The organism is Holdemania filiformis (assembly GCF_003459085.1).
GTDB lineage: Bacteria > Bacillota_I > Bacilli_A > Erysipelotrichales > Erysipelotrichaceae > Holdemania > Holdemania filiformis.
Window position 1 is genome coordinate 101,393 of record NZ_QRUP01000012.1, and the last position, 16,815, is coordinate 118,207.

Consider the following 16,815-nt stretch of genomic DNA (forward strand, 5'->3'; position numbering starts at 1 on the left):
TAGGATGAAACGATCGCAAAGTGAGGGAGACTTCCTTGAATAATTAAGGTTGGAAACAAGAGAAATTGTAGGATACTGAAATAGAAGGTACAATACTGAAAGTCAATAAAATATAAGTATTATGAGTAAAGGCCTTGTTTATCGAGCCTGGTAAAAATCATCTTAAAAACTTCTGTCACTGATAAGATGGTTTGGGGTACATGGGAGAACTTTGCAAAGATCATCACGAGTTATATGATAGTGTTGATATAGTTGATCTTTCGGAGTTTGATACAATTCGTAAGGTTGAATCTTGGTTATATCTTCAAAAGTATAAAGTTTGATATCGATTGAGAAAAAGTGATTATTTTCCGGAAGAACCATTTGTCTTAATCCCAATTTTACTTTTTCGATGTCAAAGTCCTTGATATTTTCTTCATTTATCCCGATATATATTGTGCTATCATTTTTAAAAAGGAAATAGTGAATAGCTTGTTCTTTTGTAAAAACAGGATAATAAACTTCGCAAGAGTCAATTGTAGCATTCAAATCAGGTTTATACTGACCTAGACCAGCAAATTGAATCGTGTGAGTGAAAATATAAGGAAAAGGGAACATGGCATCTAATTTTGGTTCCAAATATTCGTAAATTGACAAGTTTATGAAAAATTGGTTTAAGCTACTGCAAAAAAAATAAGGTGCAAGCTCTTTTCCTGTAATGGTTCCATAATCCTCGTCAAAAAGACTTTCTTCAATCGGGTAATACAAGGCATATTGTTCAGGAGATAATAAATAATCTAAGGAAATAATACCTTCATAAAATTGATGCTTTTTGTCGGTATACTCTAAATATAATTCTGAATTATAAGACGATTTTTTGAAGAATAAAGGTTGTATCGCATCATGATAATAGGATTTTATTGCATGATCGAAATAAGGTCTTAAGTCAACAAGTTTCTTAAGATCGTCTTCGGAACAGTTAAGACAAGGCACTTCATATACTGTTTGTAAATTGTCTGGTGAAATAGAGCTGCTTATAGTATCAGAAGGACTTGAAAAATCACAAGTGTTGATCATGAGAATAAAAAGTAAAAAAACCGAAGCAGGGATAAGGATCAAAAGAATTCTTTTCATGGAAAACCCTCTTTTCTGATAACAATCTATACGAATCAAAATAAAGCATCCGGAGAGATACCGGATTTAGAAATAAATTCAGGATCTATATCAATAAGTTATGACCTTAAAGAAATCGTTCAGCTTTCGGATTCCTTATTTTTGTTATGCCTTTTCATCTTTCTCAGTTCTGTTCTCATTTTTTTGCATAGAACGTAATAATAGAATTAGCTTCCATGACATTTCTTCTACCAAGAATAGAAAGATGATTCTAGTGTTTCATCTGCTTATTCCAAGGATGTAAGGCAATCTATGAGAGAAACTATAAATTTCTATTCTTATGCTGCAATTGAGAGTTTTTGTGCTCAATATTGCTGATTCGTAAAATAGGAATCACGGGAACTAAGAGTTGAGCTTCTTATAGTCTTTTCTTTATAAGATCCAAATTCTTCTAAATTAGGCTCAATGATTGTATTGTCATCAACATAATCGATGAAACAGCCCTTTGTTTGAAAGTGGTTTGGGAAAATTTTGATGATTCTTTCCATCATAATAATTTCATCTTTTTCATCAAAAGTATCTTCATGGACAACGAGTTTAACTTCATAAATCCCAGATCTATTTTTATCGATGTGCGAGGGGTTTAAGTTTTTTTTCTCACCGGAATCGCCAATCCGCCTTATAAAACAGCCGATATCCGGGTACCCCGAAGTTATCTCCTGACAATAGGCGTAGGAAAGAATTTTGGACTGAATTGGAATCATATTTTCCTGTGTGCATTCAATAGGCGTGTTAGACAGAAAATCAAATAAGCTCCAGGTAGGATGATGCGTATAGTAATAATAAGGTATTTTGCCAATATCCGTATTCGTGTGTTTTTTATATGAACAAAGCGCGATGGGGAGAGTCTGATTGAAATAACAATCAGAAGGTTCATTGAAAGAATAAAGGATATTTTCAGAATTCCAATAATAATAAGTCATATAAATTCGAGGAACAGAGATAAATACGTTAAAAAGTGAAGTGAATATGATGAGAAGAATACATAAAAAGCGACAAAATTTATTGAGAATGAACATGAAATCACCTCTAAAAAATTATATCAGAAAAAGAAATGAATTAACAAAATATTCGAAATGGATAAAATGCCTGCCTCATTTTTTTCCTTTCTAAAATAAAGCTGGTAAAAGATGCAGGAAGAAATATCGATTCTATAAAAATGGAGATCCCATTCTTTACCAAAATAAGAAGTTGACATTCCAGGTCTACGATTATAGACTTAAGATAGATCAAGGAGTAACCACAGAGAAACAGGGGGTGTTTTCATGACAAAGAAAAATAAAATTCACATGGGAATGAGAAAGACGGGGATCTTCATCCTGATTTTAATTCTGATCGGCGGCTGCGCTTTCAACAATACCGGACATGAAGGGCTGGGGGAAAAGTCACAGCCTGACCCAGAGATGACGCCGACGCCCATTCCGGTGAATTCTGAGGTCAGCGAAAATTCGGCAGCCAAGGAAGAACGCCCGGTCATGACGGAGGCGGAAATCAACCGCATGGTATCGAAGCTTCCAGAGGATGGGATTTACTATGGCTCGGCTGATGGGCGCTGGGGTGAAATCGAGGTCGCAGTGACAATTGAAAATGGCCTGATCACGGCAATCGGAGTCGATCAATACGAAACCCCAGGCTTAGGCGATGACGCTTGTGATCGGATGGTCAAGCGGATCATTGAATCGCAGACAACCGCGGTGGATACCCTCGGCGGTGCGACCATCAGTTCAGAAGCCTTAATTGAGGCGGTAAACCAGGCGCTGAACATGGAAGGAAAATAAGCAGAAACGAGGGTGTAGAAATGAAGCAGTTCGCTATTATCGCGGCAGGTTTAGGCCTTGCCGCCTTCTTCGGGATCAAATCAAGAATCACACGCTCTGCCAATTCACATGGAAAAGCGGCCTGTCGGATGTTCATGCTCAGCATCGCGATCTTCCTTTGCTTTTTGCCTTGTCTATTTTTAAAGCAGGTTTTCGGCCTGTGGATGCTGGGGATCGCGGTATCTTTCGTTTTCTATCTTCGTGATCGGATGAAGCTCCGGAAGATTCCGGTTCAATCGACAGCGCAATCCGATGTGTTTATCCTGAACACGCCGACAGCTTTTGCGGCGGGAGGCAATGATCCGCGCATTTACATACCGGCCAAGATTCAGGACGATCAGCGCCGCTGGATTCTTGCGCATGAACGATATCACCTCCGGCATCATCATCTGTTCATAAAACAAGTCCTGGTTGTATTCCGACTTGTGTTCTGGTTTAATCCCGGGGCCTGGCTGCTTTACCGTCTAGGGATTCAGCGCTTGGAACATCGCTGCAATACCGCGGTTGAAAGTCAGCTGACATTCGCTGAGAGAATCGCGTACCGCCGCCTTCAGCGCCAGCTTCATGCGCCGCAGAATCTTTGGGCCATCGGCTTCAGTGATTCACCGCAGCCCTCCGGGACTCCTTCGGAAACGGAAAACGAAAACGCCGCAGGTGAAAAGCCGCGGAGCGATAAGAAGCTCATCGTTCTGGCGGCTGTCGTTCTGCTTGGTTTCCTCTTGACCGGCGCGGCGGCGATGTCCTTCATCCTGGGAACACCCAAGAGCTTCGGCCATGACCAGGCAGCGCTGGAAAAACTGCTGGAAGCCAATCCGCGGGCGGGACGGGAAGTCACGGTGCTGGCGAACCTGCCGGAAGCGTTGAACGCCTACGAATGCTCACTGCTGCCGCTGAACAACCGCCAGGAAATCATCGTGTTTTTAGATCAGGACGGCCTGCCGCAGGCACAGCTAGTCTATGATCTGGCGCGGGATCAACTGGTAAAGGCCTATCTGCCTGACGCGGACAGTGCGCTGAGCGAAGAATTGTGCTTGCAGGCAGCACAGATCGCCGGTCGTTTCTATGCCGATGAAAGAGTTTTGAAACAAGCCCGGGATAAAGCGCTGGAAACCTCCGGCGGCGAATTGATCGCGATTAACGAATGTCAGGCCTTTCCGGAATTTGAGCCTTTTCAGCTTCGCTATGGCCCTGTGGACGAACGTCAGTTCTATATCGAAATGGGACCGGATTACAAGCTTCTCTGGGACCGGGACAATCACCAGCTGGATTTAAAATCGGGGGCGTTCAGCCAGACTGCGATCAGCGATCAGCGGCTTGCGGAAATTGCGGCCCAGACGGCAGGCTTTTATGAACAGTCCGTCGATCAGACGCAGCTCTGTTATATCCGCGACGATCACACGATTCTCTGTCCTAATGATTATTATCGCATTCCTGAGGCGATCCCGTACGTCTATCCGGTTACGCAGCCGGAAATTCTCTCTGATTCGCTGGATTATGGAGTTCAGGGACTGGACATGGCGAGTCAGACAGGAAATCTGGAAGTGCTGGCAGCGGCCGCCGGCCGGGTTGAGAAAATCGGTCATAATGAGCCATGGGGAACGTATATGATTATCAATCACGGCCATCGCAAAACTTTCTATGGCGGATTAAGCGATGAAGTCTGGCTGGGAACGCGGCGGGAGGTGGAGCCGGGACAGGTCATCGGCTTTATGAAGGATGACGGCACGGCAACGGCGCATGTGCATTTTGCCATGCTGGAAAACAATCATGCCGCTGCCGACAGCCGGCCTTATCTGGAATATTCGATGCTTCAGGCCAAGCATATCGAAGTGCCAATCCGTGTCAGCGCCACCTATGCGATTGACAAGACGCAATGGGAGGAAATTGAACAGGTGGTTAAAAAAAGCGACGCGTTCGAGGAATATATGCCGGGCTTTACACCGAAGGCAGAACATAACTATGGCTCGGTTATTTCGGAGATCATGATTACCGCGCAGCCGAACGATTTTTCCACCGTGACGATTGTTCAGAACGCTTCGACGGGGGAAGTGGAAGTCAGCCGGAGCTACTTATTTAAGGAAAAGATGGACGAAGTCCTTCCTGACGTACCGCTGGAATTGATCTTGAATGTCACAATTAAACAGGAGGCAGGCAAGTCGTCGGTGGCGATCACAGCGAACGTCGATCTGAGCTATCATCTATATTATGCGGAAGGGATTTATAATCCTGAGAAACGAATTCTGATTCAAAATGACGTTACGATGAGTTATATGGATGCAAGCGAGGAGATGCGCAGCGCAGTCACGGCTCAGATCGAGGAACTGCTGGAAAAGACGCAGCGGATTGATGAAAAAGCGCTGGATCTCAGCGAGCAGATCATTCAGATCATCACGCAGGGACAAGCTGCGGCATGGGACCACAGTTCGCTTTATGAAGTGCTGGGACGCTGAAACGGGTTAGAAAAGCTGGAAAACAATGAAAAAGAAATCAAAAAGCATCAGAATCTTGATGATCCTGACGGCTGTGGCTGGAACGCTGCTTCTGATCGATCATTTTGAACGAATGGATTTCACCCGGCCTCAACAGATTGAACGCAGTGTTCTGCGCAATTTATCCAGACAGTTTAAGCGCCGGTTTGTCATCCAGCAGATGACATGCTCGGAACGAGGCTGCGATGGTTACGTCGCGGAGGAAGACTATCCTGATTATCCGATTTATTTCAGCTATCCCGGATACTTCTACCGGGATTACTTCTTCCATAATCAAGGCATGCGCGGCAACGTCGACACCGTGCGGGTGCAGCGTGTCCTTGAAACTTATTTTAAGAATGAGGGAGAAACCGCTATTTCCTCTGTGAATGTGAATTTGCAATGGGACGCTTCGCTGTTGGCTATGCTGGATGCGTTAGACCGGGATCCCACGATTGAAGAACTGAGTGAAATTCCATTTTTCATCAAGATCTGGCAGCCGGAATTCACTGAACAATCATCGGGCAGGGCTCAATTTCCACGGCTTGTTCTTTCAATCGAGGATCCAGGTCAGGTGGAGTCGGTAATGGAATTGCTGCGCTTCCAGTTCCCGAACTGGATTCTGCCGGACGAATAAACTTAAACTTTTTAGTTGAGGGATCAGCCGATATTTTTATCCCATGAATCTTTCCAGAATCCGGAATAAGAATAGAGTCGTTATCAGCTTTTCTTTCTTCCCCCTCTGTGGAAAATAATGGAAAAAAACAGACAGGATTCCTTCACGATGTTCCTTCGGGTCAGACCAAGCTGACGCTGTGGGAACAGATCGTTTTCTGCCAAGGAACATCGTCTGTTTTTTAATTTGGTAAATTCTTGGGCTTAAAGGAAGCCTGGCCTTCAGAAGGTATAAAAGGGGATATCCACACTCCCCCTTCGCCATCACTCTAACGTTTCCGGGAAGTGTCGATCAACAGATCATATAAACTCGACGTCGTCATCGAAGCCGCTTTGACCAGCTTGGACGGCGGCAGCCGCAGCCAGCGTTCGCATAGCCATTGCAGCTGACGCCAGCTTTTTTCCAGCGGCGCAGCGCAGCGGTAATAGAAGAAGAAGCGGACATCCTGTTCGTCCCAAACCACAGATTTGTCGTTGATCCAGAAATAGATTTCACTTTTTTCTAGCGCCGCCGTTTCCCCGCCGAGAAACGCAATATGATTGGCGGTGGGAATGCGGTTGATTTTGGAAGCAGGATTGACCCGCCTTGCTAATGAGACCGGCATGTCATCCAGAACCTTGTTGAGTTCTTTTTTCTGACGGATCCGCGTCGTACCGGCAATGACTCTGAAGTTGCGGTTCAGCCAGTCGCGCAGCGGCGTGTATGGATCAAAGCTGGCTTCAGTGTATCGCTTTTGCGCAAGGGCTGGGAAGTAGAAAACATTTTCCGGCGGAATTCCCGGCAAATTCGGGATATCCGTCCAGATCAGATCAGAAGCGTTGCTGGACTGCTGAAACAACACGGTAAATTCTACCGGCTTGAACAGAAAGAGCGGAGCGGTGCCGGACAGCGTCGGAAAATGGGTATTGATCCGATCCAGCCATTTTTGCGCCGCCCCCAGCCCCTGGCGGGCGACAATCCAGACGGTAAACATCGGTTCAGTACTCAAAGGTTTAAGATAAGGAAGCAGACATTTAGCCGCCTGCTGCTTAAAGTCATAGGACAGCGGAGCATGGAAGCAGTCCTCAATACAGCGGGTCAGTTCCAGCGCCAGCCCCTCGCTTAAGGGATCGCAAAGCCAATCATTAACGATCAGGGGAAACGGCGGCATCGCAAACGCCCGACGGATATCCAGCTGGGTCAGCCAGCCGGACACGTTCTTCTGGAATGCTGGATTCTTGAGAAACTTGAAGGGATAACGCCGTGCCAGATGGTTGAGAATCGGCGCGGCAATTGTCGATGAAGCTGCGGCGGCTTCCACGATTGAAATGCTCAGATCCCGAAGCGCCGTCGTCAGGACTTCTAAAAAACGCCGGTTTTCTTCGGAATCGAGATAAACGGTTGGATCCAGCCGTTGAAATAAGGCGTCGACAAAAGCGGCCGCCTGGCGATCACGCGGCATTTTCCATTGTTCGTCAGTCAGCGTCAGCCGCAGCATTGGATCCCGCCGGCAATGACAGAGAATCAGCCCGGCGATTAAAGCCTGGCAGTCGGAATACGATAACGTCAGCGAAGGCACCGCTTTCAGACATTCTTGAATGATTGGCCATAAGGCGGAAACCGTTCGCTGCTCCCGCTGGAAATCGCCGGGCAGCACAGGAATCCGGTTCAGTCCCGCTTCCGGCTTGCTGGCGAGCAGCAGCGACTGCCAGATCAGGCAGTACCGTTTTTGCAATTCACTTCCGCGCACGGTAAAACGGACGTTTTTGCCTTCGCCTTCCGGCTGCAGCGCCAGTTCAAACGTGGCCAGCTGCGTCTTTGCGATCAGAATGATTTCCGGAAGCCAATCCTCTGAAATCTGGAATTCTTCAATCAGTCCCGGCCATGTCAACGACTTGGGCGAAGCGAGAATCCGGCATAAAAGCAACGCTGTCAGTATCCGTACGTCGCTTTGTTCATCCCACTGATACTGCTGCGCCAGGCGGTTGAAAAAGGTTTCGGCCAGCTGCGGTTCTACGACGATCAGCTGATATCCATGCCCCCGCTGGCCGGTAATCCGGCAGCCTGTGTCGGATTTCAGACTGGTGCTCAGAAAACCCAGCTCACGCCGGACAGTGTCGGCGGACAGTCCGCAAAGATCAGCCAGTTTATCACAGCTGACCGGTTTTTTATGTGTTTTTAAAGTTTTGAGAAGCTTTGCTTCCCGTTCTGTGATTTCCATAGTGATATCGTTGTCCTTTAACCTATATTATAAGAAAGAACAAGAGGAAGGGCAACCCGGCAATCATGGGACGACGCTGGGAAAAAAGGGCAGGGAGTTCTTCGCTCAGGAAAAGCGGATCCCGGTTCATTCCTTTCCTCTGGCGGGAGATTGGGCGTTTTTGGGGAAATTTCAGCTGCGCCGGGTGTGATGAATTTGTTAAAGTTTTTCCGTGAATTGGAAATGGATATCCATCCTGAATTTTATCAGGCTGTGCCGGTCAGCGCTTCAGCGTGCAAACCAGAAAGATCCGATCAGGCGTACTTTCAGATCCGTGAAGGAGAAAAAATCACTTCCCGGGTGTTTTGCCATTTCTTTTTTATTAGCGGCCATCTCCGCGGATTTGCATTTTCTTCAAAATCCAGCCGGGAACGCAAACGGGGTTAAAAGAAGACTTGACAATTAAAGCCTACAAATGTAGACTTTGGGTAGAAATAGACAGAAAGCGAGGATCAGACATGAGATTAACATCCGCGGAATTTCGATTTATGGATCTGTTGTGGGATCGGGAGCCGGTTTCATCTGGAGAGCTGGTCGCTGTGTGCGATCAGAAGTTCGGATGGAAAAAATCGACGACCTATACCTTCATCAAGCGACTGCAGGAAAAGGGCGTGATCGCCAATGAAAAATCGATCGTCCGGGCGCTTTACAAACGTGACGAATGTGAACGCGAGGAAAGCGGCGAAGTGGTCGATCAGGTGTTTAAAGGCTCGCTGCCGCAGTTTGTCACCGCCTTTTTGCAGGACCGCAAGCTGTCTGAAAAAGAAATCGACGAACTGAAAGAATTGCTGGACCGTCAGAAAAAGCAAAAATGAACACGCTGACGACTCTTTTTCAGACAATTCTCAACATGAGTCTGGCCGCCAGTATCGTCGCTGTCGCGGTCATGATCGCGCGTCTTCTGCTTAAGAAAGCGCCGAAGATTTTCTCCTATGCTCTGTGGACGTTCGTTTTAATCCGGTTGGTGCTGCCGTTTTCCTTTACCAGCCGGGTCAGCGTATTGACGGTGGCGAATCCCTCCGTTTCCGAGCGGGGCGGGGTGCAGTTTGTCGTACCTTCCGCCAATCAGCCGGTATCGGCTGTTCCGCGGCCGGTGATCAAGACTGGGGATCCGGCGGCGAATCTGTCCGGAACAGGCATAAATTCTGAAACCAGCGTTCACGGTGGTCAGGAACCGGTGTCTTCCGGCGCAGCTTTGCCGCAGTCCGGCAGTCAGACCGGGACGGAAGCGATGACGTCTGCCCCGGCATCGCCGATTTCCCCCATTTTACAAGTTGGCAGCGTGATCTGGGTGATCGGCATGATCGCTTATGCCGGCTTATTGATCGCCAACAGTTTAACGCTGCGCCGCCGGCTGCGCTATGCGATGCGGGTCAGGCAGAATATTTACGAATGCGAGGCCATCAGCTCACCGTTTATCTACGGTCTGATCCATCCGAAAATTTATCTGCCGATGGATCTGGATTCCCGCCAGCGCAAATATGTGCTGACACATGAACGCGTGCATCTGCGGCGGCATGACTATGTGTTTAAAATGATCGGTTCGCTGCTGCTGATGTTCCACTGGTTCAATCCGCTTCTGTGGTATGCCTATATCCTGATGAGCAAGGATATGGAAATGGCTTGCGATGAAGCGGTGCTGGGCCGGCTGGGAAGCGGCGGCCGGGTGAATTACGGCATGACTTTATTGCAGTTTGCGTCGAAGCCGACGATCACCGCGCTGTCGTTCAGCGAAAGCAACACAAAGCTCAGGATCAAGAATATCCTGAATTATAAGAAACCAACGTTCTGGGTGCTGGCGGCCGGGATTGTGGCATGCCTGCTTTTAGCGGTGCCGTTATTGAGCAATCCGGCTTTCGGCAAGGATCAGCGGGAGATCAACGCTCTGCTGAAGGAAGCGGAAGACGCGCATATTGAAAACGTGCTCATGACGGTCAACCTGAACGAACCGTATAACGAGTATCAATGGTCGATTATTCCGATGATGGATCAGGATCTTGTGATAGTGATCGGCGAGCAGAATTTGGAGCGCAAAGTCACTGTGGCGTATAATTTTAAAAACGCGGAAGTAAAGGCGGCAGTGCTGGAAACCGCAGCCTGGGGTGCGGAGCAATGCGCGGGTTTAGGCGATCTGTTTTACCATTTATATGTCGATGAATCAGTGATTCCGGAGGCGCTGAACAACGTCAATCTGGCGCTGGGGGATCATTTGACAACGCTGAGTTACTGCACGATATTCGAGCCGTTAGGACCGATTTCGCTGAGCTATGGATCGAATTCCGATCAGCTGGTAGCGCAGTTCACGAAGATCGGCGGGACGGATTCCGGTCAGCTTGTTTACGATAAGAACTCGGGCCGGTATTGGATCAACAGTGCGGCGGATCAGCTGGGACTTCCTGAATCGTTCTGGGATGAGTTTGTCGATTATGTCCTGCTTTATGATCAGCAGGAAATTGTCCAGAATTCCACGTGCGCGGTGTTGGAAGACGGACGGTTCAGCTGTCCGGAAAGCTTCAGTTCTCTGCCGCTGGGTGCGCAGCAAGTCGCACCGTTAGTGGCCTGGAATGAAACCCATGAACTCAGCGAAGATTACGGCGTGATCGGCTGGGATCTGATCGACGATCAGACTGAAGACCGCACACAAATTCCGGTTTTGGCCATGGCCGGCGGTACGATCCGGGAGATCGGCGAGGATGAACAGGGCCGGCGGTACCTCGTGGTTGATCATCCGAGCTTGGGGATCAGTGCGTTCTACGGCGGCTTGAATGACAGAATATACCGCACGGAAGGCGAAGAAATCTATAATCCGGGTCAGCTGTTAGGCTATCTGTCGACGGACAACCTGCCTGAGGATCAGCGGCCGGCGCTGCATTTCGCGGTGATGTCCGGCGGCGAAACGCTGGGCGATCTGGTACCTTATCTGCAATACGCGATGGCTTCGCCGGTGAAGATCAACGTTTTTGAAATTCTGGATCTCACGTTTGAGATCGATGAGGAAAAGCTGGCGCTTATGGATGCGATCGTCGCTGAATCGGACGCTTATTCCGAATATGCCGGCCGGCGCGCTGTCATTGAGCGGACGTATGCTCAACAGAAAGGGATTTCGCTGACAGCGCAGGCTACCGATTTTCCGACGTTGAATATTTCGCAGGAGGTCGGAACGAACAAGCTGTATATCGACCGCGGCTACCGGTTGGATGAAACGGTGCGCGATGTGATTCCGGGCGCGGACGGGAATTTCCTGATCAACGTGACTCTGGACCGCAGCCCAACGATGGGCAACCATACGAATTATGAATGCAATGCGTATTTCCCTGAGCTTCAGGTCTGGCTGAATACAACCTACAATCCAAGTACGGGACAGTATTCCACCACGGATGTCAACATGGAAGACGAAGCGCTGATGGAGGCGACGTATGCGGTGTTCGACGAGCTGAACGGGAGAATCCTCAGAACTGATGAGCGGGCGCTGGATCTGGCTTTGCAGCTGATTCAGGTGATGACTGACGAACAACCGGCGGAATATAAGCTGGAGCCGATGGCTTCCTTATTCCAGGAATAAAAGAATAACTGCGGAGCTTCCCTTTTGAAGTCCGGCAGAAATAACATGTAAATAAACAGAAAAAGACCGGCGAACTATCAGGCAGAGAGGGAGGAATCCACTGCCGACCGGTCTTTTTCTGCGTTTTTGGTATTTAGTTTCTTGAGATGGATCGTGATTAGCGGCGACCGGACAACCAGTTCAGCGATCCTCTCTGTCCAAGTTTAAAGCGAAGAGCGCAGAACCAACGCATCAAGTCAAGTTCAGCGTTCGTCATTTTTTCTGTTAAGCCGTAAGAATAGTGGAAAAAAACAAGTGGAAAAAACAGCGTAATCTGGCGGAATTCTTGGCTGACGGGAGACTCAGGGACAAGAACTGGAACACCAGTGAAAAAACGGCTGCAGGATGATCTATAAAACATACTTATATATAATGAATAATAGCTTATAGATTAGAATTGATTATTGGACAATTTTTACCAACTGCGCTAAGATATCTGGTGTGGAAGCGCTATCAGGCGCGAAACAAGGAGAAAGAAAAATGAAACTGAAGAAACTCTCTGCACTTCTGGCAGCTGGTTTGCTCTGTTTGACCGCAGTCACCGGCTGTTCTCAAACACCGGCCGCTCCGGAAAAAGAAGCGACTCCGACGCCATCTTCCGACGTCACAACGATGCGTGTCGCGACATGGAACATCGATTCCAAGGCGCATCCGGACATCAAGGAAATGTCCAACATCATTCATGAACGGGGAATCGAAATCATGGGCTTCCAGGAAATCGATATCCTGAACACCCGCAACGACTACGACATGGCTCAGGACTTTGTCAATGACAATTACCCCTACGTCCACTTCGCCAAGGGACGTGACTTCGCTGACGGCTATTTCGGCGTCGGCACGACTTCTTCTTTAGAATTCCAGGAAATCAGCTCAGTTCCAATTGAGAGCACGGGCAGTAAAGCCACCAAAACGCTGGAACGCGTCGTTGTTGAAAAAGAAGGCAAGCAGATTGCTTTCTATGTCACGCATACCAGCTGGGAAAACAACGATCTGCGCCGCCGTCAGTTCACAGAAATCATCGAACGACTGGCTGCCGATCCGATTCCGTACAAGATCTTAGTCGCGGACTTCAACGCCGACCAGAGTCTGTATGAATACGATATCTTCAAAGATAATTATAATGTGTCCAACGGTAAAGACGGTGTTTGGTTTGATTCGTTCAACGGCACTGACGATTCGATGAAGGTCATGACCGTGGACAACATCATCACGACGAAAAACATCAACATTACACATGTCGAAACTTACCACTCCGATATGGCTGACCATGATCTGATGTTTGCGGATATCGAGTTGCTGGACGAAGCGGCGCCGATGATCGAGCATGACCGCGCGCTGGGCCAGGATGTCACGGCGACCAGCACAGCTGACGATTCCCATCCTTACAACATGGTTGACTGCGATGAAAAAACAGTCTGGCAGTCCGGGGAAGGCGAACAGGAAGTCATTCTGACGCTGGATCGTCCGTATAACGCGAAGAAACTGGGAATCCAGTGGGGCGAAAAAGCACCGGAAAACTTCAGCGTTGAAACTTCGGTCAACGGCACGGATTACGTCGCGGTTGCCAGCGGTACAAAAGACACGGCAGAAATCGCTTTGAACGGCGAAGTCAAATATGTGAAGCTCGTTCTGGACGCAGTTGAAGGCGGAAGCCAGATCGCAACGTTAAGCTTCTATGGTGATTGGATCACGCCGACAGCCGGCAGTGATGCAAGCCTGCTGGTTAACGGCGATATGGAAAGCGAAGAAGGCTGGACCTTAACCAATGCAACAGAAGAAGGCAATGCGGAATTCGCGCTGACTTATGAAGAAGCGGAAGCTGGAAACAAAGCGGCGAAGATCACGAAGACCGGCGCGGATGCCGGCGATGCTTCGCTCGAACAGACTGTTGAAGTACAGCCGAACGAACGTTACCAGTTAAGCTTCATGCACAAGACGGATACGCTGCATTCCGGCAACTTCTGTTATGAAATCAATCAGATGGATGCGGAAGGCAACACGATTTCCACACATCTGGCGAAGCTGACGGACAACCTGAACATGAGCGCAGATTTCCGGAAGTTTGATTACAACGTCATCACTGCAGCGAATGCAGCCAGCGTGAAGATTGCGCTGCATGTCGTCGGTGAAGGCGAAGGCAGCCTGTGGCTGGACGACGTCACATTCAAGGAAGTCGTTCCAACGGAATGCGTCTATGTCAAAGCGGATAAAACAGCGCTGAAAGTCGGTGAAACCGCAACTCTGAGCGCAGACGTTCTGCCGAAGACCGCCAATGATATCCACATGAACTGGGTATCGTTAGACGAAAGCATTGCCACGGTCGATGAAAACGGCAAGGTCACCGCGAACGCGGCGGGCAAAGTCTTAGTCGGCCTGCTGAGCGACAGCGATCTGTTAGCGGAAAGCTACGTTCTGATCACCGTCGAATAAACAAAATAAGATTAAAGAAATGGCGTCCCGAAGGGGCGTCATTTTTTGGCAAATTCTGTTCACGACAGGAATAAGATACATTAGCGGCTTAACCAATCTGGTGTAATTGTACGAATTAGTTTTGAATTATGCTATGATGATAGAAAAGAAATGAGGGATGAGCGATGGTGAAGCTCCGGTTTCCGGATCAAACGGAAATTGAAATTCCAAACGGAACGACGATTGCCCAGCTGGCGGCGGAACAGGAAAACCCGCGGGCGCTGGCAGGGGGAATCCTGAATGGGAAGGTTCATGATTTGAATTACCGCTTAAACAAAATCGGCGCTTTTGAATGGATTACGCGCGGCAGTCTGATCGGTCAGATGATGACGGAACGCACGCTGAGCTTTTTATTCATTACCGCGGTGCGGCTGTGTTTCGATGGGCTGGATGTACTGATCGAGCATTCGCTGGCGGGCGGCTTGTACGGTACGCTGATCCGCAAAGAACCCGTGACTTTGGCAGAGCTGGAACAGGTTGAAGCGAAGATGCGGGACATGATTGCGAAGAAAGAACCGATTCACCGGCGCGTCGTTTCCAAAGCGGAGGCTGTGGCTCATTTTGAAGCGCTGGGGATGCCGGATAAAGCCAGTCTGCTGCGGCAGCGGACATCGGCGAAATGCAGTATTTATACCTGCGCGGGAGTCGACGATTATTTTTACGGCGTGATGCTTCCGGACGCTTCGTGGATCGGCCCGTTTACGCTGCGGAAGGTGCATCAGGGCTTCTGGCTCAGCACTGAAAAAGAGTTTATCGATCAGCCCAAGCTGTTCGAAGTTTACCGTCAGTTTGAACGCCGGGGACAAGAAACCGGAATTTCGATGGTTTCTCAGCTTAATGAGAAAATCCGCGAGGGCTGTCTGCCGCAGCTGATCAAGGACAATGAAAACCGCGTAGCGCGGGATTTAGATACGCTGGCGGATCAGATTGCTGCTCGTCCGGAATTGAAAATCGTTCTGATTGCCGGACCCAGCTCCGCGGGAAAAACAACCTTTTCGCGCCGCCTGGCATTCGCCCTGCATGAGCGGGGACGAAATCCGATCGCAATCTCAATGGACGATTTCTTCCTCAACCGCGAAGACAGTCCAAGACTGCCGGATGGAACCCATGATTATGAGAATATCGAATGTCTGGATCTGAAACTGTTCAACGCGTCGATGGAAGCACTGATCAGCGGTCAGCCGGTCGTGCTGCCGACCTATGACTTTAAGCTGGGCGAGAAACGCTTCGTCCGCGATCCGCTGACGCTGAAGCCGGATCAGATCCTGATACTGGAAGGACTGCACGCGCTCAATCCGCGCAGCTCGGAAAAAATTGCGGAAGCCGCGAAGTTCCGCGTGTATATCAACGCTCTGACGCATCTGAACCTGGACCGGCACAATCGGATCACAACGACGGATTACCGCTTAATCCGCCGGATGACGCGTGATTATCAGTTCCGCGGCCGCAGCGTGCAGAGTACGCTGGATGGCTGGGAACAGGTGAAAGCGGGAGAGGATCGTTATATTTATCCGTATCAGGAACAAGCTGATTTTTTGTTCAATACGTCAATGGATTATGAACTGCCGATCTTAAAAACGATTCTGGCGCCGCTGTTGGATCAGGTGCCGGTAGCGGCACCGGAATATATCGAGGCTAACCGGATCCGCCGGCTGCTTGCGTATTTCGACGGCGGCGATCCGACGCTCGTGCCGCATGATTCCATCTTGGCGGAGTTCATCGGCGGCAGTGTGTTTGAGGAATAATCCGGGAAACTTCTGGTCGAGCGGCTCCTACTTCCGGTTGATTGCCGGATTGATCATCCGGGGTTATGATGGAAATCAGAAGCGAGGAGGAAGCTTATGAAACAATCAGGAAATACGATGGGGATGGTCATTGCCAGTCTGCGGAAGGCTCAGGGAATGACGCAGGCCGAGCTGGCGGAAAAGATGCAGGTGACGGATAAAGCGGTATCGAAATGGGAACGGGATTTATCCTGCCCGGATATTCAGTCGCTGCCGCGGCTGGCGGAAATCCTGGAGGTCTCTGTGGAGGAATTAATGCAGGGCGAAACCCGTTCCGCGTCGTTAGTGAAGCGGATCAACGAGATCGTGGATCTGGTGCTGAATGCGCTGGTGGTTGCGATGGGCATCGCGTTAGTCGTGTGTTCTGTTTTAAAGACGCTGGAACCCACGAGCGGTTTCCAACTGGCAGGTCTGGGGCTGGCCAGTGCGGGGATATTGTTTCTGCGGCAGGATAAGGGAATCCGCTAAGTAGAATTTTTATTTCTGGTACAGGATTCAGCGAGCAGAAATAGAATGCTTTTGTGAAATCTAGTAAATTCAGACAATGCAGGCAAATAAAGAGGCTGTGACAGATAAGGGATAGGAAAAAATAAAAAAATGCGTAACTTC

At 48.9% G+C, this 16,815-nt stretch carries 11 protein-coding genes; 8 read left to right on the plus strand and 3 right to left on the minus strand.

Annotated features, from left to right (window positions below; translation table 11 throughout):
- Positions 1–162: 162 nt before the first annotated feature.
- Positions 163–1,113, minus strand: coding sequence for a hypothetical protein (locus DWY25_RS10710; protein WP_117895220.1), 951 nt, complete (start codon positions 1,111–1,113; stop codon positions 163–165).
- A gap of 344 nt (positions 1,114–1,457) precedes the next feature.
- Positions 1,458–2,171 carry a hypothetical protein gene (locus tag DWY25_RS10715; RefSeq protein WP_117895221.1) on the minus strand — a complete coding sequence of 238 codons (714 nt, stop codon included), beginning with the start codon at positions 2,169–2,171 and terminating at the stop codon, positions 1,458–1,460.
- Positions 2,172–2,417: 246 nt separating this feature from the next.
- Here DWY25_RS10715 and DWY25_RS10720 point away from each other — a divergent pair, with 246 nt between their 5' ends.
- From DWY25_RS10720 to DWY25_RS10730, 3 genes are read left to right on the plus strand one after another with little or no spacing between them, the layout of a single operon-like run.
- Complete coding sequence (locus tag DWY25_RS10720) at positions 2,418–2,930, plus strand: FMN-binding protein (protein ID WP_117895222.1); 513 nt, start codon at positions 2,418–2,420, stop codon at positions 2,928–2,930.
- 20 nt (positions 2,931–2,950) lie between these two features.
- Positions 2,951–5,419 (plus strand): M56 family metallopeptidase, encoded by a 2,469-nt coding sequence (locus DWY25_RS10725; RefSeq protein ID WP_117895223.1) that lies wholly within the window; start codon positions 2,951–2,953, stop codon positions 5,417–5,419.
- A 25-nt stretch (positions 5,420–5,444) separates the two neighbouring features.
- Positions 5,445–6,074, plus strand: coding sequence for a hypothetical protein (locus DWY25_RS10730; RefSeq protein WP_117895224.1), 630 nt, complete (start codon positions 5,445–5,447; stop codon positions 6,072–6,074).
- A gap of 307 nt (positions 6,075–6,381) precedes the next feature.
- Here DWY25_RS10730 and DWY25_RS10740 read toward each other — a convergent pair whose 3' ends face one another.
- Positions 6,382–8,313: an HTH domain-containing protein gene (locus tag DWY25_RS10740; protein ID WP_117895226.1), complete on the minus strand. Its 1,932-nt coding sequence runs from the start codon at positions 8,311–8,313 to the stop codon at positions 6,382–6,384.
- Between the two features lie 497 nt (positions 8,314–8,810).
- On the opposite strand from DWY25_RS10740, the gene DWY25_RS10750 reads away from it, so the two are divergent.
- From DWY25_RS10750 to DWY25_RS10770, 5 genes are all read left to right on the plus strand, one after another.
- Positions 8,811–9,167 (plus strand): BlaI/MecI/CopY family transcriptional regulator, encoded by a 357-nt coding sequence (locus tag DWY25_RS10750; protein ID WP_083787604.1) that lies wholly within the window; start codon positions 8,811–8,813, stop codon positions 9,165–9,167.
- Positions 9,164–11,914 (plus strand): M56 family metallopeptidase, encoded by a 2,751-nt coding sequence (locus tag DWY25_RS10755; protein ID WP_117895228.1) that lies wholly within the window; start codon positions 9,164–9,166, stop codon positions 11,912–11,914. Before DWY25_RS10750 ends, DWY25_RS10755 begins: the two co-directional genes overlap by 4 nt.
- A gap of 519 nt (positions 11,915–12,433) precedes the next feature.
- Positions 12,434–14,383, plus strand: a complete 1,950-nt coding sequence (locus DWY25_RS10760; protein WP_117895229.1) for an Ig-like domain-containing protein — start codon at positions 12,434–12,436, stop codon at positions 14,381–14,383.
- Between the two features lie 164 nt (positions 14,384–14,547).
- Positions 14,548–16,167, plus strand: coding sequence for a nucleoside kinase (locus tag DWY25_RS10765; RefSeq protein WP_117895230.1), 1,620 nt, complete (start codon positions 14,548–14,550; stop codon positions 16,165–16,167).
- Positions 16,168–16,263: 96 nt separating this feature from the next.
- Positions 16,264–16,674 (plus strand): helix-turn-helix domain-containing protein, encoded by a 411-nt coding sequence (locus DWY25_RS10770; RefSeq protein WP_117895231.1) that lies wholly within the window; start codon positions 16,264–16,266, stop codon positions 16,672–16,674.
- Positions 16,675–16,815 lie beyond the last annotated feature (141 nt).

Coding starts and splice junctions, on each gene's coding strand:
- DWY25_RS10710 (WP_117895220.1), bottom strand. CDS start 1,113: ATGAAAAGAATTCTTTTGATCCTTATCCCTGCTTCGGTTTTTTTACTT.
- DWY25_RS10715 (WP_117895221.1), bottom strand. CDS start 2,171: ATGTTCATTCTCAATAAATTTTGTCGCTTTTTATGTATTCTTCTCATC.
- DWY25_RS10720 (WP_117895222.1), top strand. CDS start 2,418: ATGACAAAGAAAAATAAAATTCACATGGGAATGAGAAAGACGGGGATC.
- DWY25_RS10725 (WP_117895223.1), top strand. CDS start 2,951: ATGAAGCAGTTCGCTATTATCGCGGCAGGTTTAGGCCTTGCCGCCTTC.
- DWY25_RS10730 (WP_117895224.1), top strand. CDS start 5,445: ATGAAAAAGAAATCAAAAAGCATCAGAATCTTGATGATCCTGACGGCT.
- DWY25_RS10740 (WP_117895226.1), bottom strand. CDS start 8,313: ATGGAAATCACAGAACGGGAAGCAAAGCTTCTCAAAACTTTAAAAACA.
- DWY25_RS10750 (WP_083787604.1), top strand. CDS start 8,811: ATGAGATTAACATCCGCGGAATTTCGATTTATGGATCTGTTGTGGGAT.
- DWY25_RS10755 (WP_117895228.1), top strand. CDS start 9,164: ATGAACACGCTGACGACTCTTTTTCAGACAATTCTCAACATGAGTCTG.
- DWY25_RS10760 (WP_117895229.1), top strand. CDS start 12,434: ATGAAACTGAAGAAACTCTCTGCACTTCTGGCAGCTGGTTTGCTCTGT.
- DWY25_RS10765 (WP_117895230.1), top strand. CDS start 14,548: ATGGTGAAGCTCCGGTTTCCGGATCAAACGGAAATTGAAATTCCAAAC.
- DWY25_RS10770 (WP_117895231.1), top strand. CDS start 16,264: ATGAAACAATCAGGAAATACGATGGGGATGGTCATTGCCAGTCTGCGG.